Below are 18,131 nucleotides of genomic sequence, written 5' to 3'. Positions count from 1 at the left end.
TGCTGTGAAATACTTAAAAAAAGTGTGTATAACAAACTGCACGAATTAAAATTTCCTTAATCGCTACCCTCAATCCCTGAAGGGACGACCCGCCCAATTCAACCACGTTTCTACCATTTATTAAAAAGAACACTGAAAAAGTGCAATTTGTTATACACACTCAAAAAAAAGAAAAAGCCTTCCATAATTGAACTACAGAAGGCTTTTGATATTTTAAAGTGAACAGAAAATATTCTGCGAAAAATTTAAATCATAATGTATTGCAAATTAAATAATTATGATTATAAATTTTATCAATCAATTTTCTGTTTGGTATAAAAAATGTTTTATCTTAAGAAAGCAGTGGTGCCAATACCAAAGCTACTACAGAAATCAACTTAAGAAGGATATTGAGTGATGGTCCTGATGTGTCCTTAAACGGATCCCCTACCGTATCTCCCACTACAGTGGCTTTATGCGGATCTGACCCTTTGTAATACATTTTACCCTGAATTTCTACTCCCTCTTCAAACATTTTTTTAGCATTGTCCCATGCGCCTCCTGCATTTGACTGGAAGATAGCCATCAGCACGCCGCAAGAAGTAACACCAGCCAATAATCCACCGAGCATTTCTGCACCTCCTGCAAATCCGATGATCACAGGCGAAATTACAGCAAGTAATCCTGGCAACACCATCTCTCTGATCGAAGCATTTGTGGATATTTCCACACACTTGCCATATTCTGCTTTGCCATCAGCGGCATCAAATGTGGATTTGTCGCTATCAGACCAGGTCTTATATTCTGAGCCGTCATTCTTTTTCATGACTGCAAGTGCTGCTTTCAACTCAGGAATATCAGCAAATTGTCTTCTCACTTCCTGTATCATGTCCATAGCTGCACGACCTACCGCATTCATCGCCATAGCTGAAAACAAAAATGGCAGCATAGATCCTATCAGTAGTCCTGCCATAACGACAGGATTTGCAACGTCTATAGATGTCAATCCGGTAGTGGTCATGTAAGCCGCAAAAAGTGCTAGTGCCGTCAAGGCAGCAGAGCCTATCGCAAAACCCTTGCCGATAGCTGCAGTAGTATTTCCTACAGCGTCGAGCTTATCTGTTTTTTGTCGTACATCTTTAGGCAAATCAGCCATTTCTGCTATACCTCCGGCATTGTCAGAGATAGGACCATAAGCATCTACAGCAAGCTGAATACCAAGGTTGGAGAGCATACCTACTGCAGCAATGGCGATACCGTACAAGCCTGCAAAATAATGCGCACCTATAATACCGGCAGCCAATACCAAGATAGGTAATGCTGTAGACATCATACCAACTCCCAGACCTGCTATGATGTTGGTTGCTGCCCCTGTAATAGACTGGTTGACGATGGATTTTACGGGTTTTGTACCTGTTCCTGTATAAAATTCTGTGATGATTCCTATGGCAAGACCGGCCACAAGACCTATAATGACTGCCCAAAATACTCCCATTGAAGTAAATGTAACTCCTGCAGCATCTGACCATGATTCAGGAAGCATCCATTTTACTATAAAAAATGTGGCTGCCAACATCAATCCTGCTGATATAAATTCACCTCTGTTGAGTGCTTTTTGCGGATCTCCACCTTCTACAACCTTTACAAAAAATGTACCCAGAATCGATGTCAAAATACCTACCCCTGAAAGTACCAATGGAAGCAAAATAGCATTTAGTCCACCGAAATCATTGGTGCTTTCAAAACCTGTAATACCGACAAAAACAGCCCCAAGTACCATTGTACCGACTATGGCTCCTACATATGACTCAAAAAGGTCAGCTCCCATACCTGCGACATCGCCTACATTGTCTCCTACATTATCTGCTATAGTGGCAGGATTGAGCGGATGATCTTCCGGTATACCAGCCTCCACCTTTCCTACGAGGTCTGCTCCTACGTCAGCAGCTTTGGTATAGATACCGCCTCCTACACGTGCGAACAATGCAATGGATGAAGCACCAAATGAAAATCCGGTAAGTACAGTAATTACCTTGTTGATATCCCAACCCATATTGGTATATACTATAAATAATGTACCGAGTCCCAATAAGCCTAAACCCACTACTCCCATTCCCATCACAGATCCTCCGGCAAAAGCTACTTCGAGTGCCTTACCCAGACTTGTGCGGGCAGCATTAGTGGTTCTGACGTTGGCTTTGGTAGCTACTTTCATGCCTATGAATCCTGCCAGAGCAGAACAAAAAGCACCAATTATAAATGAGAGACCTACTATAGGAGAAGATCCTTCTGTTGTGCCACTGATTGCCATTAAGATACCAACTACGGCAACAAATATAGCCAAAACCTTGTATTCTGCCTTCAAAAAGGCCATTGCACCTTCAGCAATACTTTTGGCAATCCTTGCCATCTTTTCTGTTCCTACATCTTGTTTTGCCACCCAGCTGCTTTTCCAGTAGGTAAAAAGTAATGACAAAATACCCAAGACAGGAATTAAATAAATTAAATTTTGTCCCATAAAAATTTGTGATTGTCGTTAATAATTAAAAATATTGTTTGAAAAATAAATTTAGTAATTTCAAAAAAAGAAACTTAAATATACTTTTTCCAAAAATCAATAAAGGCCACAAAAGTAAAATTTATAGTAAAAAAAACAAATTTAGTGATTGATATTTATTAGATTTTGAACCAATTGACCCTATTATATTACAGAAAAGCAGATCATGAAGCAAATAAATTCTAAACTTACGTCCCAAAACGTCACAATATTTACCGAAATGTCCGCCCTGGCACTCCAACACAATGCCATCAATCTGGGACAAGGGTTTCCTGATTACAACCCACCGGAAAATTTATTGCACCTCATACATCAAAATATCTTTCAGGATATACATCAATATGCCCCTATGCCAGGCAACTACAAACTTCGTGAAGCTATTTCAAGAAAAATTATGAAATCATATGGCACCTATGTTGATCCTGAGAAAGAGATAACCATCACTGCCGGAGCAACACAAGCTATTTTTACCGCCATCACAGCTTTTATACATTCCGGAGATGAAGTGATTATCTTTGAGCCTGCCTATGATGCTTACAAACCTTCTGTGGAAATCGCAGGTGGAAAATGTGTCGTTTACACCATGGTGGGTGAAGATTTCAGGATAGATTGGAATCATGTAAAATCCATGATCAGCCCCAAAACAAAAATGATCATCATCAATAGTCCGCACAACCCTTCTGCGACCATACTTGATGACGATGATATGGTATCTCTCCAAAGTGTAGTCCACGGTACTGACATCATCATCATCAGTGATGAGGTGTACGAACATCTGATTTTTGATGGGGCTAAACATCAGAGTGTATTGAAGTACCCTGAATTGTGTTCAAGAAGCCTGGCTGTATTTTCTTTTGGTAAAACCTTCCATGCTACAGGCTGGAAAATAGGATATATCATCGGGCCGGATTACCTGATGAAGGAATTTCGTAAAATACACCAGTGGAATGTGTTTTGTGTCAACAGCATCATGCAGGATGCCCTGTCGGTATACCTAAATGAACCCGCGCATTATGAATATCTTTCGGATTTTTATCAGGCAAAAAGGGATTTTTTTTTAGAAACCATCAAAAATACCCCGTTAAAACCATTGAAGAGCGAGGGGACTTTTTTTCAGGTGGTGGACTATTCGTCGATAAGCAATGAAGATGATATTTCCTTTGTAAAATGGATGACTGAAAAAATAGGAGTCACAGCCATTCCGCTATCTGTTTTTTACTCTCAAAAGTCAGATCTAAGGCACATCAGGTTCTGCTTTGCCAAAACTGAAAAGCTTTTGGATCTGGCGGGAGAAAGATTGTCAGCCTTGAGATATAAAGACGATAATTTTCTTTAAGAAAAATTATGTCTTCATTCTACTCAAAATCAGTAAATTAACTTAGGAATTTTTTGCAGACCAATTTATTTTGAGTATAACCTAAAAATCTAAAATGATAATCTATTACGACCTCCAAATACTTCAAAATCAGTCGCGTTGCTCACTTTTAGCTTCGCACCATAATGGTGACTACAGCTTTGCTGCACACAGTATGATTTGTCGCTAAAAGTGCTGATTTTATTGTATTTGAAGCTCTCACTACGAATCTCATTTTAGATATTTAGGTATAATTCTTTTTCCACTACCCCTCTCACAATAAGATATTGTGCTACCATATATGTACTCATGATAAAATAATCCGCTCCTGAAAACGGTGCTGCAAACTTATTGATGGCAATACCGGCATCTGAGATCATAAACAATACGACACCTGCGATCACAGGAATATACCACTTGATATTTTGCCTGCGTATGACCCCTGATATGACCATCGCAGCTATAGCTATGGTATATACTGCTACAGGAATCCGCATCGAGCCCAAACTTTCCCAGAGCAGGAATATCATCGTACCTGCCAAAAGAACAACAGGAAGTGATTTGATGAAATTCATTTTTAGATCAGAAGACCTGTCTTTCAGAAACATGGTCGTATACAGGATTTGCATCACCATAAAACAACCCAACCCTATCATAAAAAAAGTTTCACCATCAAACATCAGGAAGACATCACCCAGCAATGCAAATATCAATGCCAAAATAAATAAAGGAGACTGTTTTGTCACATGGGCAATGTAAAACCCGATCAAGCTTCCCATGATCAGCGGCTTGCTCACCATCCTGTATTCTGTATGCCATGAAAGAAATACCAGATTGGCGACAATAATAAACAGAAACCAGAGGGTGAAGGCTTTATATTTTTGCACTTGATACAATTTGGAGCAAAGATAATTTTTTTAAGCTTAAGCAGGTTAAACGGTAAAAATATGCAAAAATAAATTAAGTTTCGGAGTAACTATTTTCTGATGTTTCATTTCATTTGGGGTTTATTTCTTCTTTTTTGGTTTCGGTGGTGGTAATTCTTTGAGTGAAATTCTGATTAGTTCACTTAACCAATTACTGTCTTCCATTTTTTCTTCTATAAGGAAACTTGGTTTTGCTCCAACGTATGGTGGTGCTTCAACCACTTTACCGATAAATTCTCGTCCCGAAATGGTGGGTTTGATAAATAATTTGTTGTCACATATCAGTCCGAACAATTTTCCGTCAGCGTAAATGCCATATTCGCCAAACATTTTTTTAGCGGTTATTTCTCCTGCATCTTTGATTTGTTCTATAACAAAGTCCACAAAATTTTGGTCTGAAGCCATAGGTTAGTATTTTAGTTGAAAAGTGATGATTGTAAAATTACGTCGTTAACATTTCCGTACTTTATTTAGTTTTACTGAATTTCTTTCTATATTCCTTATCCATTTTCTCTGTGGCATACTGAATAATCAATCTTCCGCACTTGTCTTTCCATTTCAATAAAAAATCTTCAATCTGCGATGGATGTTTTTTCCACATTCCACATAATAGAGTACCTATCCCTTTTTGAACGTATTCAGAATCATCAAGCATCAATGGTCCAACCAATTCTATTGCTTCAACAGGATTTAAATCGTTCGTTAACTTATCTAGTTCAACAAGTGCAACAGGCACGGCTCTACGTTTCCATTCTGACTCAGAATCAATCCATGTTTTTAAATCATTAAAGCCGATGACTTTATCCAATAATAGACTTGATAAAGCAGTCATGCATAAAACATCTGTAGTTGCCCAATTATTAATGCCACTATCAAACCAATGGCCAATCCGGATAAAAGTATCCTTTGAAAATTCTTGTCTGTGTGATATTAAAAAATTTATAGCAACGTGCTTTTCATCAAATCTTCCATTTTTCATTAACTCATCACCTAAAGACAAGTAACTTTCAATCGTCATTTCGTCATTCCATTGCTCCATCCATTTATCAATCTGCTCTTTGAAAATTTTGTCATCAATTCCATAACCATCATATCCTTCCTTGAAATACCGTGAATACTTTTTTATAATTTCATCATTGATGTTGGATTCGCAAAAGGCTCTGATTTCTTTAACTTTAGAATCTATCATGGCATTTGTGTTTTTAAAAAATCAATTATTTTTTCAATCGCTTCCGGAGTAAATGTTCAAATTCTTTATCGCTCATTCCAATAACTTCAATTCTAGTAGATGCCCCGACACTCCTGACTGTTGCTTTTGATTAAAGCTGTTTTAAACTTGACCTTCTTGCTACTACACCCCCTAACGCCACATACATACTGTCAGCAACCGGCTTTACTCCCACCATTCTTTCGATTTCCCTAAGCTTTTTTTTCGTTTAATGGCGTGATTTGGGGCTTGATTTTTCAACGCTATGTCCAACCAGCCTTTATTCCTATATTTCTCGGACACATAAAATTCACCAACCCCAATATCAAAGTCTTTATTTGCATTTGGAATTCTATAATCAGCCCAATTACATGTCTTCTTATTACCTGTTGAATTACTTTGCCATTTCCCAACAAAAGCATTGTTAAAATATCCGTCTGAAATGAATTCAATATTGTCATACGCTATCTGATTTTTTGAGTTCAAATACCATTTGGTGTAAAGTTCACCCTTAAAAGTTCCGCTATGATTTTGTTCCATATTCTCTTTAAACTCGTAATCAGCAATTAATACGCCTTGTGATTTAATTCCTTTGGCTACATAATCATCAACTCCAAAGTGCAATTCCTTGACTTCATAAATTTCAGACAAATTTATTATACCCTGAAAATCACAAATTGTTTCCTTTACATTTGACTTTCCAACAACTAAATATTCAGAGGTATTTTCTGAATTTTTCTTTACAGTCAATATTTTTATTCTGATTCTTTGGTGATCATCTCCGATTATCCCGTAAATTTGACTGTTCTCGGTTTTCAGCCAAATATTTGAGAAATCATATTTCACATACTTGTCCAAAACATTTTCAGGCAATAATTCCCTTCCTAACATAAAGTCAGTCAGGAATTTTTTGTCTCCTTGCGTAAACAAAAAATTTGACAAAAAAAGAAATTTGATAGCTGTCTGTTTCATTTTAAGCTTGTTCAACAATCGAGTCACACAGGGGAATTGCACCCCTACATACCCCCTGAACATATCAACAGATTAGCTGCAAAAGGAGTTTTGCAATTCCGTCCTAAAATAATTTGATATCAATTTTTTATACCAAACAGAAAGTTGATTGAGAAAATATACTGTCATAATTATTTAATTTACAATACATTATGATTTAAATATTTCACAGAATATTTTCTGTATACTATAAGTATCATCATGAAACATTTACTGTTGACCAAAAAAAAAGTAAAATTGAAACGTCAACTAAATGTCAATTATTTATAAAAATAAAACAAATAATTGAAATGACCGTTATTTAGGTCTATGAAAAATATAATTTTTTTTCTATTACTTCCTTTATCACTTTTTGGTAAATCACCGGAATTATCTGATATTGATTTGAAGTCGGCACCACCCAAAATCATTCGTACCTGTTGCTCCTTTGGTCATGAGGTAAAAATGTTCGCATTGTCTTTTATAAAATTTACAGATATCACTTCTTATGATCAGTTGGGCAGTCACAAATACCTGGGCGATAAAGCTGAGATGAATGGGATTATATATACACAACATGGAGGGTTTGTCGATATAGCACATGTTCGGGATGTTGCTGATTGGACTGCATATGTGTACAATTTGATAAATAAAGCACAAAAGGAAGAAAATCCCCATTTTGAATTAAAATTAGGAAAAGAAGGCGGTACCAAAAAACTGATATTAAAAATACCAAAGGAATTTACTGATGATGATGCCATAATACTGGCGGGTAAAATAGCTTATGATATTTCTGTTTGGCATGAAATCGCTACTTGGTATGGCAACTCTTTCTTACCATTTATTTCAGAAGGATATTCAGCTTTTTCTGTTGAAGATGCTTATTCCAATCTTATGGGTGCGCATGTAGGTATGGAAGCAATCAGAAGTGATCTTCCTTATAATGATGCTGTGACTAAGATTCTAAACAAGAAACTGCTGCAACTAATTCCTGTAGAAAATATGGATGAAACTGCTGCAGCTATGAATGCTGTCAAGGATATATGGTGGACGGACAAAGCCTATATGCCTAGCGGAAAAGTTTTACTAAAAAGAGAATTTGTGGTATATGGAGACAGTTTATATCCAAGGTTACTGCCAGATATGTCCACGCTCCATCGTAAAGGTCTTCCAATCTACACCAAAACAGCTAAAGGTCAGGATTTAAATGATTTTTATGATATAAAGATCAAGCTAAACTTAAGATTTCCCTACAAGAAAATCTTTTTAAATTCGCCTGACTCCGATGATGGAAATAAAGACAAAACGATTACACAACGTGACTTCCAAACATTAATATCTTACGGCACATCCGAAAATCGCAAAAAATATCCGATAGATAAGTATCAGTTTGAATGATTTATCGAATAAGGATATTCGATGCAATTTTCATCGCACATTAAAACTTTCAATTACAATTTGCCTGTTAGTAAAATATTGATAAAATCCTGTTTATACAAGAATATTTCTTTTTCAAATGCTAAAATGAAATAAACTTCAGTGACGGTATTAAAGAAGAGCTTTTAACAATCTATATTTTTCTGCATAAATACCTATCCGGATAATCCCTAACATCATACGCCAGATGCCTTAACCCAGTGGTTCCTTCCTTATACCAAATTTCTCTTTCAATATCATTTAATATAAATTTTATGGTGTAAATAGCTACTGTACCACATACCACTTCAAAAAATAAATTGTATTCATGATCTTCTTCCAGGATATAATCCCAGTTGCTTTCTGCTAATACTTTCATAACCTAAAAATATACTTCTTTATAGACCATATTTTGTCCAAATCGAAAATTGTCCAGCATCATAAGTTCTTTTTTTTCTGGTCTGATGCGTTTTATTATTGGTTTTGTTTTTGGCTTAACTTCATCATCTTCCAAGTATTGCTGTTCCGTTTTTTCTCCGGTGCTTTTTATAAAATTAAAATTAAAGCTTGTTTTTATATTTTCTACAGGGTCCATTGTAGTATATGCAGCACCTGCCAGCAACCATTTTTCACCATGCAATTTCCATTTGTAATCATACAACCACCTTTCACGACTGCCACCATAATAAGTGATGTGCAGATTGCTGTCCAAAATATACATGTCTTCAAGCGGGTCACCTAGTAAACCACCATCATCATCGAGCATGACAGATTCATTGGATTGAACACTAAGCATGTAACCCGATTTTTTCGTACCTGTGACTACAAAAAGTATCCTTGGTTTTTGTGTGTGATCTGTCTCTTTAAGCCCGTCGATACATTTTTGAGATTCGATAATAACAGCCTGATCTATGATGTTATCTCCGTTTAGATGCCCTTTGACCTGTTTTATGATTTTATATCCTTTTGGGATGAAATCTTCTGCTTTTTGACCTTTACCGGGGATTTTAGGGTATATGTATAACGTGATTAATAGTAAAAACAAGCCTAATATTTTAAATAAGCCGTCAGTACTTTCAAGAAATAAAGAATATTGAATATTTTTCAAAACCTAACTTTATTATTATGAGTTTAACCATCTTTTAAAATCCTGATTATTTTCACTGCTTACGATTACATCTCTTTTTGCAGGTGGATTCAGGCTGACTTTAACACGACTTTTGCTGAGATTGATCATGCCGTCGATGGCCTCAAACCTGGAAATAAAACTTCGGTTTAATCGATAAAAAGACTTAGGGTCCAAAACCGTTTCCACCTCTGCCAATTTGTAGTCAATGATGAATCTTTTAGCATCTTTAGTCACTAAATATACATATCTGTCTTCACCTTCGAAGTAAGCTATCTGATCCACCGTGACACTCAATAATTTTTCTCCCCGATGCACTATAAATCTTTGCTGATAAGTTTTTTCTGAAAGACTCAGTGTTTTCTTAAGATCCGAAATATTTAGTATCAATGTAGAATTGGTGATATTTTTGTATTTGTTGATTGCTATTCTGAGATCGTCTTCATCAATCGGTTTTAAAAGATAGTCTATGCTGTTTACCTTAAAAGCTTTAATAGCGTAAGCATCATAAGCGGTTGTAAATATCACAGGTGTATGTATTTGTACCTGCTCAAAAATAGAAAAACTAAGCCCATCATTCAATTGAATATCCATAAAAATTAAATCTGCCGAATTTAATTTTAACCATTCAGCCGCTGTTTGAATACTATCTGCTTTGCCCACGATTTCTATGGATGGTTCCACTATTTTTAATGTTCTCACAAGGAGATCCTGAGCTGGAATTTCGTCTTCTACAATCAATACTTTAATGGTGCTCATGGTTTAAATCTCTAAAATTAGTGGAACTATTGCTTCAAATTTTTGACCGTCATTATTGACTTGTATTCCTTTTCCAGTTAGTAGTGTAAAGCGCTCCATAAGGTTTTTCAAGCCGGTTCCCGTAGATGGTTCGCTCGATTGTCTCCTTTGAATTTCATTTGTAACGGCTATTTTATCATTCTTTTGAATTATAAAAATTTCCAATGGTTTCTCTTTTGAAACTACATTATGTTTTAGAGCATTTTCTACCAAAAGTTGTAATGCAAAAGGTGGGATAAAATAAGATTGTGGGTTATTGATATCGAAAAGGATTCTAAGATTTTCATTATACCTGATTTTTTGAAGAAAAATATATGCATTTAAAAATTCCAATTCTTTTTCAAGGCCGATTAGCTTTTCATCACTATGCTCTATAGACATACGATACAGTTTTGAGAATTTGGTGGTGTAACGTACGGCTGCGTCCGGATCAGAAGTAATTAAAGATGCGAGTGTATTCAGACAATTAAACAAAAAATGCGGATTGACCTGATTTTTGAGTACTTCGAGTTGGGCCTGTAGCTGCGATTTTTCAAATTCCAAGGACTTTTTGATCAAATCATGATTCTCTTGGATCAATGTAATATTTTGATCTCTCAGTTTTTGAGTTTCAATGGCGTTTTCAAGAATAATCTTTAGTTCTTCAAATTTCCAGGGCTTAGAGATATAATAATAAATTTTACCCTTATTGATGGCGTCAATGATAGATTGCATATCAGTATAACCAGTCATGATCATTCTGAGCACATCAGGATATGTTACTGATACTTCTGTAAGAAACTCCACACCTGTCATACCAGGCATTCTTTGATCGCTAATGATGATTTGTATAGAATAGTTTTTTAAATACTCCCTGGCTTCAGCTACTGAAGTAGTGGTATAGACTGTATACGATCGCCTGAATACAGCCCTGAAGGCAATCAGATTATCATCTTCATCGTCAAGATATAAAATGGATGTTTGACTCAAAATTTACTTGGATTTATATCCCAACAAAAATACAATTAAAAATAAGACGGTAGCAATTACCATATAAAACTTCCAAATAGCTTCCATATTTGGGGTACCACCTTTGGAATCCAGTAGCAGGAAATATATAAAACGAATGGAGAAAAGCCACAATAAGGTATTAACAACGATCCAAAGTAGTTTTTGTGACATTGCTAATCCCAGCCATTTGATGATGACCATATTGGATAGAAAATAGATACCATGAGTCACCAATACTGCATAAATAATAAGACAAACCATGAAAAACATAAGAAGAATACCCATTGTAAATCTAATTTTCTATCAAAGTTACTGTTTGGAATGTTGTTTAAAAGTATATCGCAGTAAAACGGTAAATTATTGAAGTAAAACGGGCAAATGCTGGTCTGCAGTTTTAAATTTTTCCTCAATCATGTTTTTATAAACATCAAAATCATCCCTGTAAAAGTACTGATCCAAAACAACCAAAGTTGCCAAATATTTTGACAATCTATCATGTCAGAGATGACTTCAACCCAACGTAAAGGAACATAAAAAAATGTAAAGACTATCAAAGAAATGGGAATATATGGCCATAGGTTATTTACAGTCATTCCTATAAACTCTTTCTGAAAAACAGCTATCAGACCAGTAGTAAAAAAGGTCATAAAAAGCAGCACAATCAGATTTGAAAACCATACTTTAATTTCTTTGTATTTAGCTTCTCCAGGTATCAAGGTATGTCCTATAAGCAGACATTCATAATAAAATATAGTTATTCCACTTAGGTAAACTGGCAATTTACCTTTCCAACTCATTTTTTGGTAATTGAGTCCTATAAAATCATAAGCAGCATACCAAACTGGCATTAAAATCAATTCCATTTTGAAATAAGTACGCCAAATGATGACCATCAATATCAATATGCCAAAATACCATGTTTTTATAAATTTTCTCCACAAGAGCCTTTGCATGGCAGTCATGATTTGAAACTCTGTGGCAAGTAAATATATATTCGCTCGGTATTCAAATGGAAGCAATACTATACCTAATACTGAAATATACAAGGGTAAAATAAAATTGTCCTTTGTTACATTCATTTTTTCTAAAAACGAACTCAATAAAAAAACCAATCCAAAAAGGACGGCATTAAAAATTAAACCTCGAAAACCAGTTAAAGCCTTCAAAATGATTCATTTTTTACGCCAGACCAAGCCAGTAATAAAAGTGAAGGAGTGTAAAAAACACCTGTAAATGCTCTGGCGATTTGAGCAAAATCCTGATTTGGAAACATCACCGGAAGTAATACTGTAATATCACATAATAAAAATAAAATCATACCCCAGAATATTAAATCAGATTGAAGACGCGTGATATGATCATTTTTGAATCTAGAAAAATAGCCAAACAAGCAGGACATAACCAATAGAAAACCATATACAATCACATGAATAAACAATTGATTTTGTGACATAAACCAAAATAATAGAACCAAGAAAATCAAATAAAAGCATATTGCAGCTACAAATGCTATAATAGCCTCTCCTTTATTTTTTGAAAAAGAATTCAAATCAGGTGCGTGCCTGACGATCAGTACGATCTGCATCAAGGTGAAAAAAAAGATACCAATGTCTAATCTATGGAGTAAAATCAAAAAGGCATCTGCGATGGAACAAATTATAAATGCCAAAAGAAGTAAATTACTTCTTAAGCACAATTTTTTTTCACTGGTCATCCAAACTAAATAGGTGATCAAAACTGTCCTGCCGAATCTGAAGCATTGACTTAATCCATCCTCAATAATTGATTTGTTAAACAGCCAATTATTCAAATCTATATATGATGCAGCTATAGTGAGGAAAATGGCAAAATAAGTCAATGAAATCAAATAATTAGCATACAGCTTCATTGGATTGGATTGGAATGGAAATGGTAATTGTAGTGCCTTGTCCAGGTGCGCTGATCACTTGCATTTCACCTTGATGATCTTTAACTATTGCATAACTTATGGCTAAGCCCAAACCCGTACCTTTTCCTATTTCTTTAGTGGTAAAAAAAGGTTGAAATATAGATTTTTGAGTCGTGGTATCCATTCCGTGTCCATTGTCTGATATTTTTATAATGCAATAATTATTGTCTTCTTTGGTTGCTACACTGATGATTCCTGCTCCTGCCAATGCCTGAATGGCATTGTCTAAGACATTGAGAAAAACCTGATTTAATTTGCTGCCGTTGCATAGTAATGTTTTTCCGAATTCATATTGTTTATTTATAGTAATCTGATCTTTAAATTTGTGGTGGAGTAGGGTCAGCGCTGCATCTAGACCATCTTCTATAAAGTAAGGTTCCTTTGTATCGCCACTATCCCGGGTAAATGTTTTTAATCCTTGAATGATTTGAGATGTTCTCATGGAGCCATTCATCACTGTATTTAGTAAGGTTTCCAATTCTGCAGAAAGATATTTTATGTCAATATCCTTTAAAAGGTACAGCAGATTATCCCAATGGGCTTGATCATTCGTTTTTTTAATGTGATCCAAAACCTTAAATAGTGGGACTAAATCGTCATAATCCATCTTTAATGCTTCAGCGCTGGCATGGATGGAGCCTACAGGATTATTAAGTTCATGAGCAATGCCGGCAGTCATGACTCCAATAGAAGCCATTTTTTCGCTATGGACGAGTTGATGATGAGAAGATTCAAGGTTTTCAAGTAACATCTCTTTTTCTCTTAAGAGGTTGTTTGTATTTTGCTGTTCTTGAAAAAGTTTTTTTAAAGCGGTATTCCGGCCTGAATACAAAAATATTAAAAAGGAAGATAACACAATTAAAAGCACCAGACCTAAAGTAAGTATTTTTTGAATTTGAGCGTTTTTATTATTTTCTGTTGTAAGTCGCGAAAGATCCTCTTCTTTTTGCCTTAGCTCATAAGCAGCCGTCATGTCTTCTGCCTTGTGTTCAAATGCTTCATCGGAGTATATTTGATTGATTTCCAGATACTCTTCAAGATAATAGATAGCTTCATTGAGTTGAGAGTTATCTTTATACAGTATGTACATAGATTTATATGCCGCTAGTTGATAGATACGTGAATCCACCTGAGTACATTCATTAATTGCTCTTTTAAATACCCGCTCGGCATCTGGTTTTCTCCCAATATTTAGGTATAATTCACCAAGTTTCACCAAAGAAATTCCGATAAATCGTGGTCTTTTGATGGTATCCGCAAAACTGAGCGCTTTCAAATATATGCTTTCTGCTTTTTCATACTTCTTCCATCCAATATAAGTGTCTCCAAGTCCAAGGTAGCTCAATATCGCACCTTCATAGTTTTTTTGTTTTTCTCTTTTGGGCAGGTCTTTCAGATAAAATTGCTCTGCTTTTGCATAATCCCCTCTTTGTCTGTATATGTCAGCATACATGTTATTGATTATCCCCAATCTCAGCGTATCTTTCAACTCCTTTTTTAATTTTAGTGATTTCTCCAGGTATTGTTCTGCTGTTTTGAGTTCTCCCATCTGAATGTAGGCATTTGCAATTTCATTGTACACATCGGGCAAATAAATTTTCTCTTTTGCAAATTTTTCAAAAAGAGAAAGTGATTTCATCTGATAATCTAAAGCTTTAAAATTTCTGTTTTCCAATGCGTAAAAACCTCCTATTCTGGAATATGCTTTCGCAACCCAGATGCTATCTTTACTATTCCTGCCCAATCTCAAGCCTGCTTGAAAAGCACCTTCTGCACTGGTCATCTGACCCATTCTTTGATACATTTTCCCAACTGTGAGCATGTGTTCTGCCAGCAGATCACTTCTGTTAATCTTATACAAACTATCTTTGAATTTTAAGGCCACTAACAAATCAGATTTTTTTGCCAGAATATTACCTTTAGCAAAATTATCTTTAAAATATAGTGTTCTTGATTCAAAATATGACTTCTCCTGACTGAAAAGCGTACCACACAATCCAATCAAAATAACCCAAAGTGCTGACTTAAAATGACTTTGCTGCATATTTGTCTAAACGTTAAAACTAATAAAAACCATTCCAGTTATTAAAGATGGGATGCAATGTAGTGGAAAATAGAAAACATAAAAAGTTTTGTACTTATGTTATTTATTCAGCTGATTATTTTTTATATCGATTTCCTGATCCTTTTATCTTTATTTTGGGGAGACCAAATTTAATTTTTTTCTTTTCTGAAGTTTTTTCAGTTTTGCTTTCTGATATTCCATCTGTATTGTTAGAATTATCTATTTGGTTTTTATCTTTAGCATTAATACTTTCAGATCCTTTTGATTTTAAAAACGGGCATTCAGGTCCATAATGCTGGTCAAAATTCTTTTCTGTAATAATGGGCAATGCTTCAAAATCTTTTCGACTCATCATTTTTTCATTCAAAGGTTCGCTATATCCGCTAGCAACATAATCTACCTTCATTTGACCATCAACCAATCTAACATAAGCTTCAATAGGTGTGATGTGTCTTCTTATTCCAGCTTCAAATGGATAATTTGGAAGTGTGATGCCTTCTGAATTATTAAATTTATATTCATATTCTATACTTCCTTTATAAATAATATCACCAGTGCGATCTGTATGATCCGGAGTTGAGCCCGGAAAAGATATATTGTAAATCCAAACGATATCTTTGCGCAAGGCGAACAATGCTTTTTCAAAGTTTTTTCTTGCAAGTGCTTTTGTTTGCTCTACAAGATCATTTACAGTCAGTGATACAGCACCTACCACTTCACTGTTTGTCACAAAATATCTCGAAAAGCTCCATGCTTCACCCGCACCGCCGCGTATATAAATCGCTAAACCAATAATTTTTTTGGATGTACCATTTTCTCTTATGGTAGTACCTGACACCACTCTTTTAGCCATATTGCTAAAATTATATCCGGATTCCTGCTCAAGCTTCCAGTCATTTTGTACTTCTGCTGTAGATATCTTACCATGATACTTTTTTACATCCTGCAGTACCTTTGTGTCAGATGGAAAAGATTGAGAAAAAATGATAATAGGAGTAAAAATTAATAAGACAATTAAATTTTTCATTTTTGATATGTTTTAATGTTTAATAAATCAAACCCGGAGCCGGCTGACTTCGGAGTTTCCATATAGGAAGTCTTTTGAGATGTTAAAATTGGGGATTGTTAGTTTGTCGGAACTGAACATCCGGCATTGTTGCCATATGGTGTAATTCCGAGTTTTATAGCATCATCCAGTGACATTCTATGAAGCCAGATGCTGGCATCCATCTTTACTGCACTTGCCTGTAACGGCAGTCCAAACATAGCTCTGAGTTGATTGGTTCCGCTATTGGATACTTTTGCTGCGGCATCAACCTCTGCGCGGGAAATTTCTACTCTGTTGAAGTACTTTTCAGCCCATGACTTATTAATATAAAGTTTTATTTCCCTGGAGTAGTTATTGGTTGACTGTTTGGTTATGAAATTGGCATAGTCTTCCATTTCATCCAGTTTGAGTCCCGTACCAAATTCCTGATAATCATACTTCTTATGGCCAACAAAGAGATTGTTCTTCAGAGTGACTGTTTTGCATTGTTTTACATTATTGACGCCACCAAAATCACTGAATCCAAATACATTATTTTCAGCAACAAGGGTGAGTGCGTTATCAAACATCAGACTATTTCCTCCGAAACTGGCAATAGCATCATATTTCCAGGTAAAAAGTATGGTATTATTTCTCAGTTCGTATGAAGGGTGCCCGCTGGATCCATGGTGATTACTTTTGCACATGATGCCTTCTCCAGTATTATTTACCACCAGATTATTTTCGATAATGGCCTTCCCGTCTTTACCTACCTGCACATCTATGGCACCTTGAGTGGGAGCAGTATTAGTAACCACACAATTTCTAATGATGACTTTTGTGCCACTCCCGGTTCTTATTTTTATACCTGGCGTATTGGGCGTTGGATTCATTCCTTTTTCGGGGCTGGCTTTTCTTTTGATAAATTCTTCCTTTGTATCTGTATAATAGTTTCTGGCTCCGTTATCTACGATGATACCATCAATGACAATTTCTCCTTTCCAGTCTTTAAAGCCCTTGTCTGTCAGAATTCCGACTCTCTCTGTGGTCAAACCTTTACTGATATCATTGGAGCCACTGAATACACTTTTGTATTTACCCCATGGATCTCTCATGGTAAAATCTAAGCTATAACCGCCAATAATTGATATGGGAACAGAAAAGACATCAGATGATTGATCAGCCTTGCTTGTATACACACCAGCAGCCACATGTACTACATCACCTGCTTTAAGTTGCATTGCTATAGCTGCAATATCTTTGGCAGGAGCATCTTTCGTAGCATCTTTGCCTTTCCCATCAGGTCGAATGTAGTAGTGATTACCATCAGAATTTTGTATTTCATTAGAGGATTTTACTGTGTTCTGTCCTGTGGAAGGTTTTGTTTCCTTTTGTGCAGCCGATTCTTTTACTTCTTTAACATCTTTGCCTGTATTTGAAATTACATTCGCAGCATTAGAGACAGACTTTTTGATTTTGTCAAATTGTGCTGTTGAGTCAAGGTAAAAGACAATAAACATTACTAAAAATATGAAACGCATAACTTTATTTTTTTAAAATGGTGAATATAATGAAACAAAGGTATTTGTGTTTTTTATGACCTTATCATGAGATGTAGTGAAAACGGAAGAAATTGTTGTGAATTAGTGTTATCACCAATATCAGGGGAATCTCTATTATTTGTAGCCAAAAGTTCATTTATATTTGCAACATTAATTTCAGGTCAATTTGTATCGTTAATACATCTA

Annotated in this window: 16 protein-coding genes and 1 pseudogene; 2 read left to right on the top strand and 15 right to left on the bottom strand. The window is 35.5% G+C overall.

Going from position 1 to position 18,131, the window contains the following annotated elements; genetic code table 11:
* Window positions 1-331 precede the first annotated feature (331 nt).
* A complete protein-coding gene (locus IPK35_05485) occupies window positions 332-2,497 on the bottom strand; it encodes a sodium-translocating pyrophosphatase (GenBank protein MBK8052729.1) in 2,166 nt (721 codons plus the stop codon).
* A 205-nt stretch (window positions 2,498-2,702) separates the two neighbouring features.
* Here IPK35_05485 and IPK35_05480 point away from each other — a divergent pair, with 205 nt between their 5' ends.
* Window positions 2,703-3,872, top strand: coding sequence for an aminotransferase class I/II-fold pyridoxal phosphate-dependent enzyme (locus IPK35_05480; GenBank protein MBK8052728.1), 1,170 nt, complete (start codon window positions 2,703-2,705; stop codon window positions 3,870-3,872).
* A 254-nt stretch (window positions 3,873-4,126) separates the two neighbouring features.
* Here the strand turns inward: IPK35_05480 and IPK35_05475 are convergent, their stop codons facing one another.
* The 4 genes from IPK35_05475 to IPK35_05460 all read right to left on the bottom strand — a co-directional run bounded on the left by IPK35_05475 (window position 4,127) and on the right by IPK35_05460 (window position 6,995).
* On the bottom strand, window positions 4,127-4,777 hold the full coding sequence (locus tag IPK35_05475) for a lysoplasmalogenase (protein ID MBK8052727.1): 651 nt from the start codon (window positions 4,775-4,777) through the stop codon (window positions 4,127-4,129).
* 120 nt (window positions 4,778-4,897) lie between these two features.
* A complete protein-coding gene (locus tag IPK35_05470; GenBank protein ID MBK8052726.1) occupies window positions 4,898-5,221 on the bottom strand; it encodes a TfoX/Sxy family protein in 324 nt (107 codons plus the stop codon).
* A gap of 61 nt (window positions 5,222-5,282) precedes the next feature.
* Window positions 5,283-6,005, bottom strand: coding sequence for a DNA alkylation repair protein (locus tag IPK35_05465; GenBank protein ID MBK8052725.1), 723 nt, complete (start codon window positions 6,003-6,005; stop codon window positions 5,283-5,285).
* 204 nt (window positions 6,006-6,209) lie between these two features.
* Window positions 6,210-6,995 (bottom strand): hypothetical protein, encoded by a 786-nt coding sequence (locus IPK35_05460; GenBank protein MBK8052724.1) that lies wholly within the window; start codon window positions 6,993-6,995, stop codon window positions 6,210-6,212.
* 348 nt (window positions 6,996-7,343) lie between these two features.
* Here IPK35_05460 and IPK35_05455 point away from each other — a divergent pair, with 348 nt between their 5' ends.
* The gene (locus IPK35_05455) at window positions 7,344-8,411 is read left to right on the top strand and encodes a DUF4056 domain-containing protein (GenBank protein ID MBK8052723.1); all 1,068 of its coding nucleotides are present in this window, start codon (window positions 7,344-7,346) and stop codon (window positions 8,409-8,411) included.
* A gap of 172 nt (window positions 8,412-8,583) precedes the next feature.
* Here the strand turns inward: IPK35_05455 and IPK35_05450 are convergent, their stop codons facing one another.
* The 10 genes and pseudogenes from IPK35_05450 to IPK35_05405 all read right to left on the bottom strand — a co-directional run bounded on the left by IPK35_05450 (window position 8,584) and on the right by IPK35_05405 (window position 17,924).
* On the bottom strand, window positions 8,584-8,808 hold the full coding sequence (locus tag IPK35_05450; protein MBK8052722.1) for a hypothetical protein: 225 nt from the start codon (window positions 8,806-8,808) through the stop codon (window positions 8,584-8,586).
* Between the two features lie 3 nt (window positions 8,809-8,811).
* Window positions 8,812-9,537: a hypothetical protein gene (locus IPK35_05445; protein ID MBK8052721.1), complete on the bottom strand. Its 726-nt coding sequence runs from the start codon at window positions 9,535-9,537 to the stop codon at window positions 8,812-8,814.
* 15 nt (window positions 9,538-9,552) lie between these two features.
* Window positions 9,553-10,305 (bottom strand): response regulator transcription factor, encoded by a 753-nt coding sequence (locus IPK35_05440; protein MBK8052720.1) that lies wholly within the window; start codon window positions 10,303-10,305, stop codon window positions 9,553-9,555.
* 585 nt (window positions 10,306-10,890) lie between these two features.
* Window positions 10,891-11,325: pseudogene (locus IPK35_05435) on the bottom strand (response regulator).
* Entirely contained in the window at window positions 11,326-11,628 is a 303-nt protein-coding gene (locus tag IPK35_05430; protein ID MBK8052719.1) for a hypothetical protein, read from the bottom strand. It lies immediately after the preceding pseudogene.
* A 125-nt stretch (window positions 11,629-11,753) separates the two neighbouring features.
* Window positions 11,754-12,422, bottom strand: coding sequence for a hypothetical protein (locus IPK35_05425; GenBank protein MBK8052718.1), 669 nt, complete (start codon window positions 12,420-12,422; stop codon window positions 11,754-11,756).
* 83 nt (window positions 12,423-12,505) lie between these two features.
* Complete coding sequence (locus IPK35_05420) at window positions 12,506-13,231, bottom strand: hypothetical protein (GenBank protein ID MBK8052717.1); 726 nt, start codon at window positions 13,229-13,231, stop codon at window positions 12,506-12,508.
* Window positions 13,215-15,335 (bottom strand): tetratricopeptide repeat protein, encoded by a 2,121-nt coding sequence (locus IPK35_05415; GenBank protein ID MBK8052716.1) that lies wholly within the window; start codon window positions 15,333-15,335, stop codon window positions 13,215-13,217. Before IPK35_05415 ends, IPK35_05420 begins: the two co-directional genes overlap by 17 nt.
* 115 nt (window positions 15,336-15,450) lie before the next feature.
* Window positions 15,451-16,383, bottom strand: coding sequence for a hypothetical protein (locus tag IPK35_05410; GenBank protein ID MBK8052715.1), 933 nt, complete (start codon window positions 16,381-16,383; stop codon window positions 15,451-15,453).
* A gap of 98 nt (window positions 16,384-16,481) precedes the next feature.
* Window positions 16,482-17,924 carry a right-handed parallel beta-helix repeat-containing protein gene (locus IPK35_05405; protein MBK8052714.1) on the bottom strand — a complete coding sequence of 481 codons (1,443 nt, stop codon included), beginning with the start codon at window positions 17,922-17,924 and terminating at the stop codon, window positions 16,482-16,484.
* Between the last annotated feature and the right edge of the window lie 207 nt (window positions 17,925-18,131).

This window comes from Saprospiraceae bacterium (assembly GCA_016713025.1).
GTDB lineage: Bacteria > Bacteroidota > Bacteroidia > Chitinophagales > Saprospiraceae > OLB9.
This window is presented reverse-complemented; position numbering and strand designations above follow the sequence as displayed.

What these genes read in the sequence shown, in the direction of transcription:
- IPK35_05450 (MBK8052722.1), bottom strand. Translation starts at nt 8,808, where the DNA reads ATGAAAGTATTAGCAGAAAGCAACTGGGATTATATCCTGGAAGAAGAT.
- IPK35_05455 (MBK8052723.1), top strand. Translation starts at nt 7,344, where the DNA reads ATGAAAAATATAATTTTTTTTCTATTACTTCCTTTATCACTTTTTGGT.
- IPK35_05415 (MBK8052716.1), bottom strand. Translation starts at nt 15,335, where the DNA reads ATGCAGCAAAGTCATTTTAAGTCAGCACTTTGGGTTATTTTGATTGGA.
- IPK35_05480 (MBK8052728.1), top strand. Translation starts at nt 2,703, where the DNA reads ATGAAGCAAATAAATTCTAAACTTACGTCCCAAAACGTCACAATATTT.
- IPK35_05410 (MBK8052715.1), bottom strand. Translation starts at nt 16,383, where the DNA reads ATGAAAAATTTAATTGTCTTATTAATTTTTACTCCTATTATCATTTTT.
- IPK35_05425 (MBK8052718.1), bottom strand. Translation starts at nt 12,422, where the DNA reads ATGAATGTAACAAAGGACAATTTTATTTTACCCTTGTATATTTCAGTA.
- IPK35_05465 (MBK8052725.1), bottom strand. Translation starts at nt 6,005, where the DNA reads ATGATAGATTCTAAAGTTAAAGAAATCAGAGCCTTTTGCGAATCCAAC.
- IPK35_05470 (MBK8052726.1), bottom strand. Translation starts at nt 5,221, where the DNA reads ATGGCTTCAGACCAAAATTTTGTGGACTTTGTTATAGAACAAATCAAA.
- IPK35_05405 (MBK8052714.1), bottom strand. Translation starts at nt 17,924, where the DNA reads ATGCGTTTCATATTTTTAGTAATGTTTATTGTCTTTTACCTTGACTCA.
- IPK35_05430 (MBK8052719.1), bottom strand. Translation starts at nt 11,628, where the DNA reads ATGGGTATTCTTCTTATGTTTTTCATGGTTTGTCTTATTATTTATGCA.
- IPK35_05485 (MBK8052729.1), bottom strand. Translation starts at nt 2,497, where the DNA reads ATGGGACAAAATTTAATTTATTTAATTCCTGTCTTGGGTATTTTGTCA.
- IPK35_05420 (MBK8052717.1), bottom strand. Translation starts at nt 13,231, where the DNA reads ATGAAGCTGTATGCTAATTATTTGATTTCATTGACTTATTTTGCCATT.
- IPK35_05460 (MBK8052724.1), bottom strand. Translation starts at nt 6,995, where the DNA reads ATGAAACAGACAGCTATCAAATTTCTTTTTTTGTCAAATTTTTTGTTT.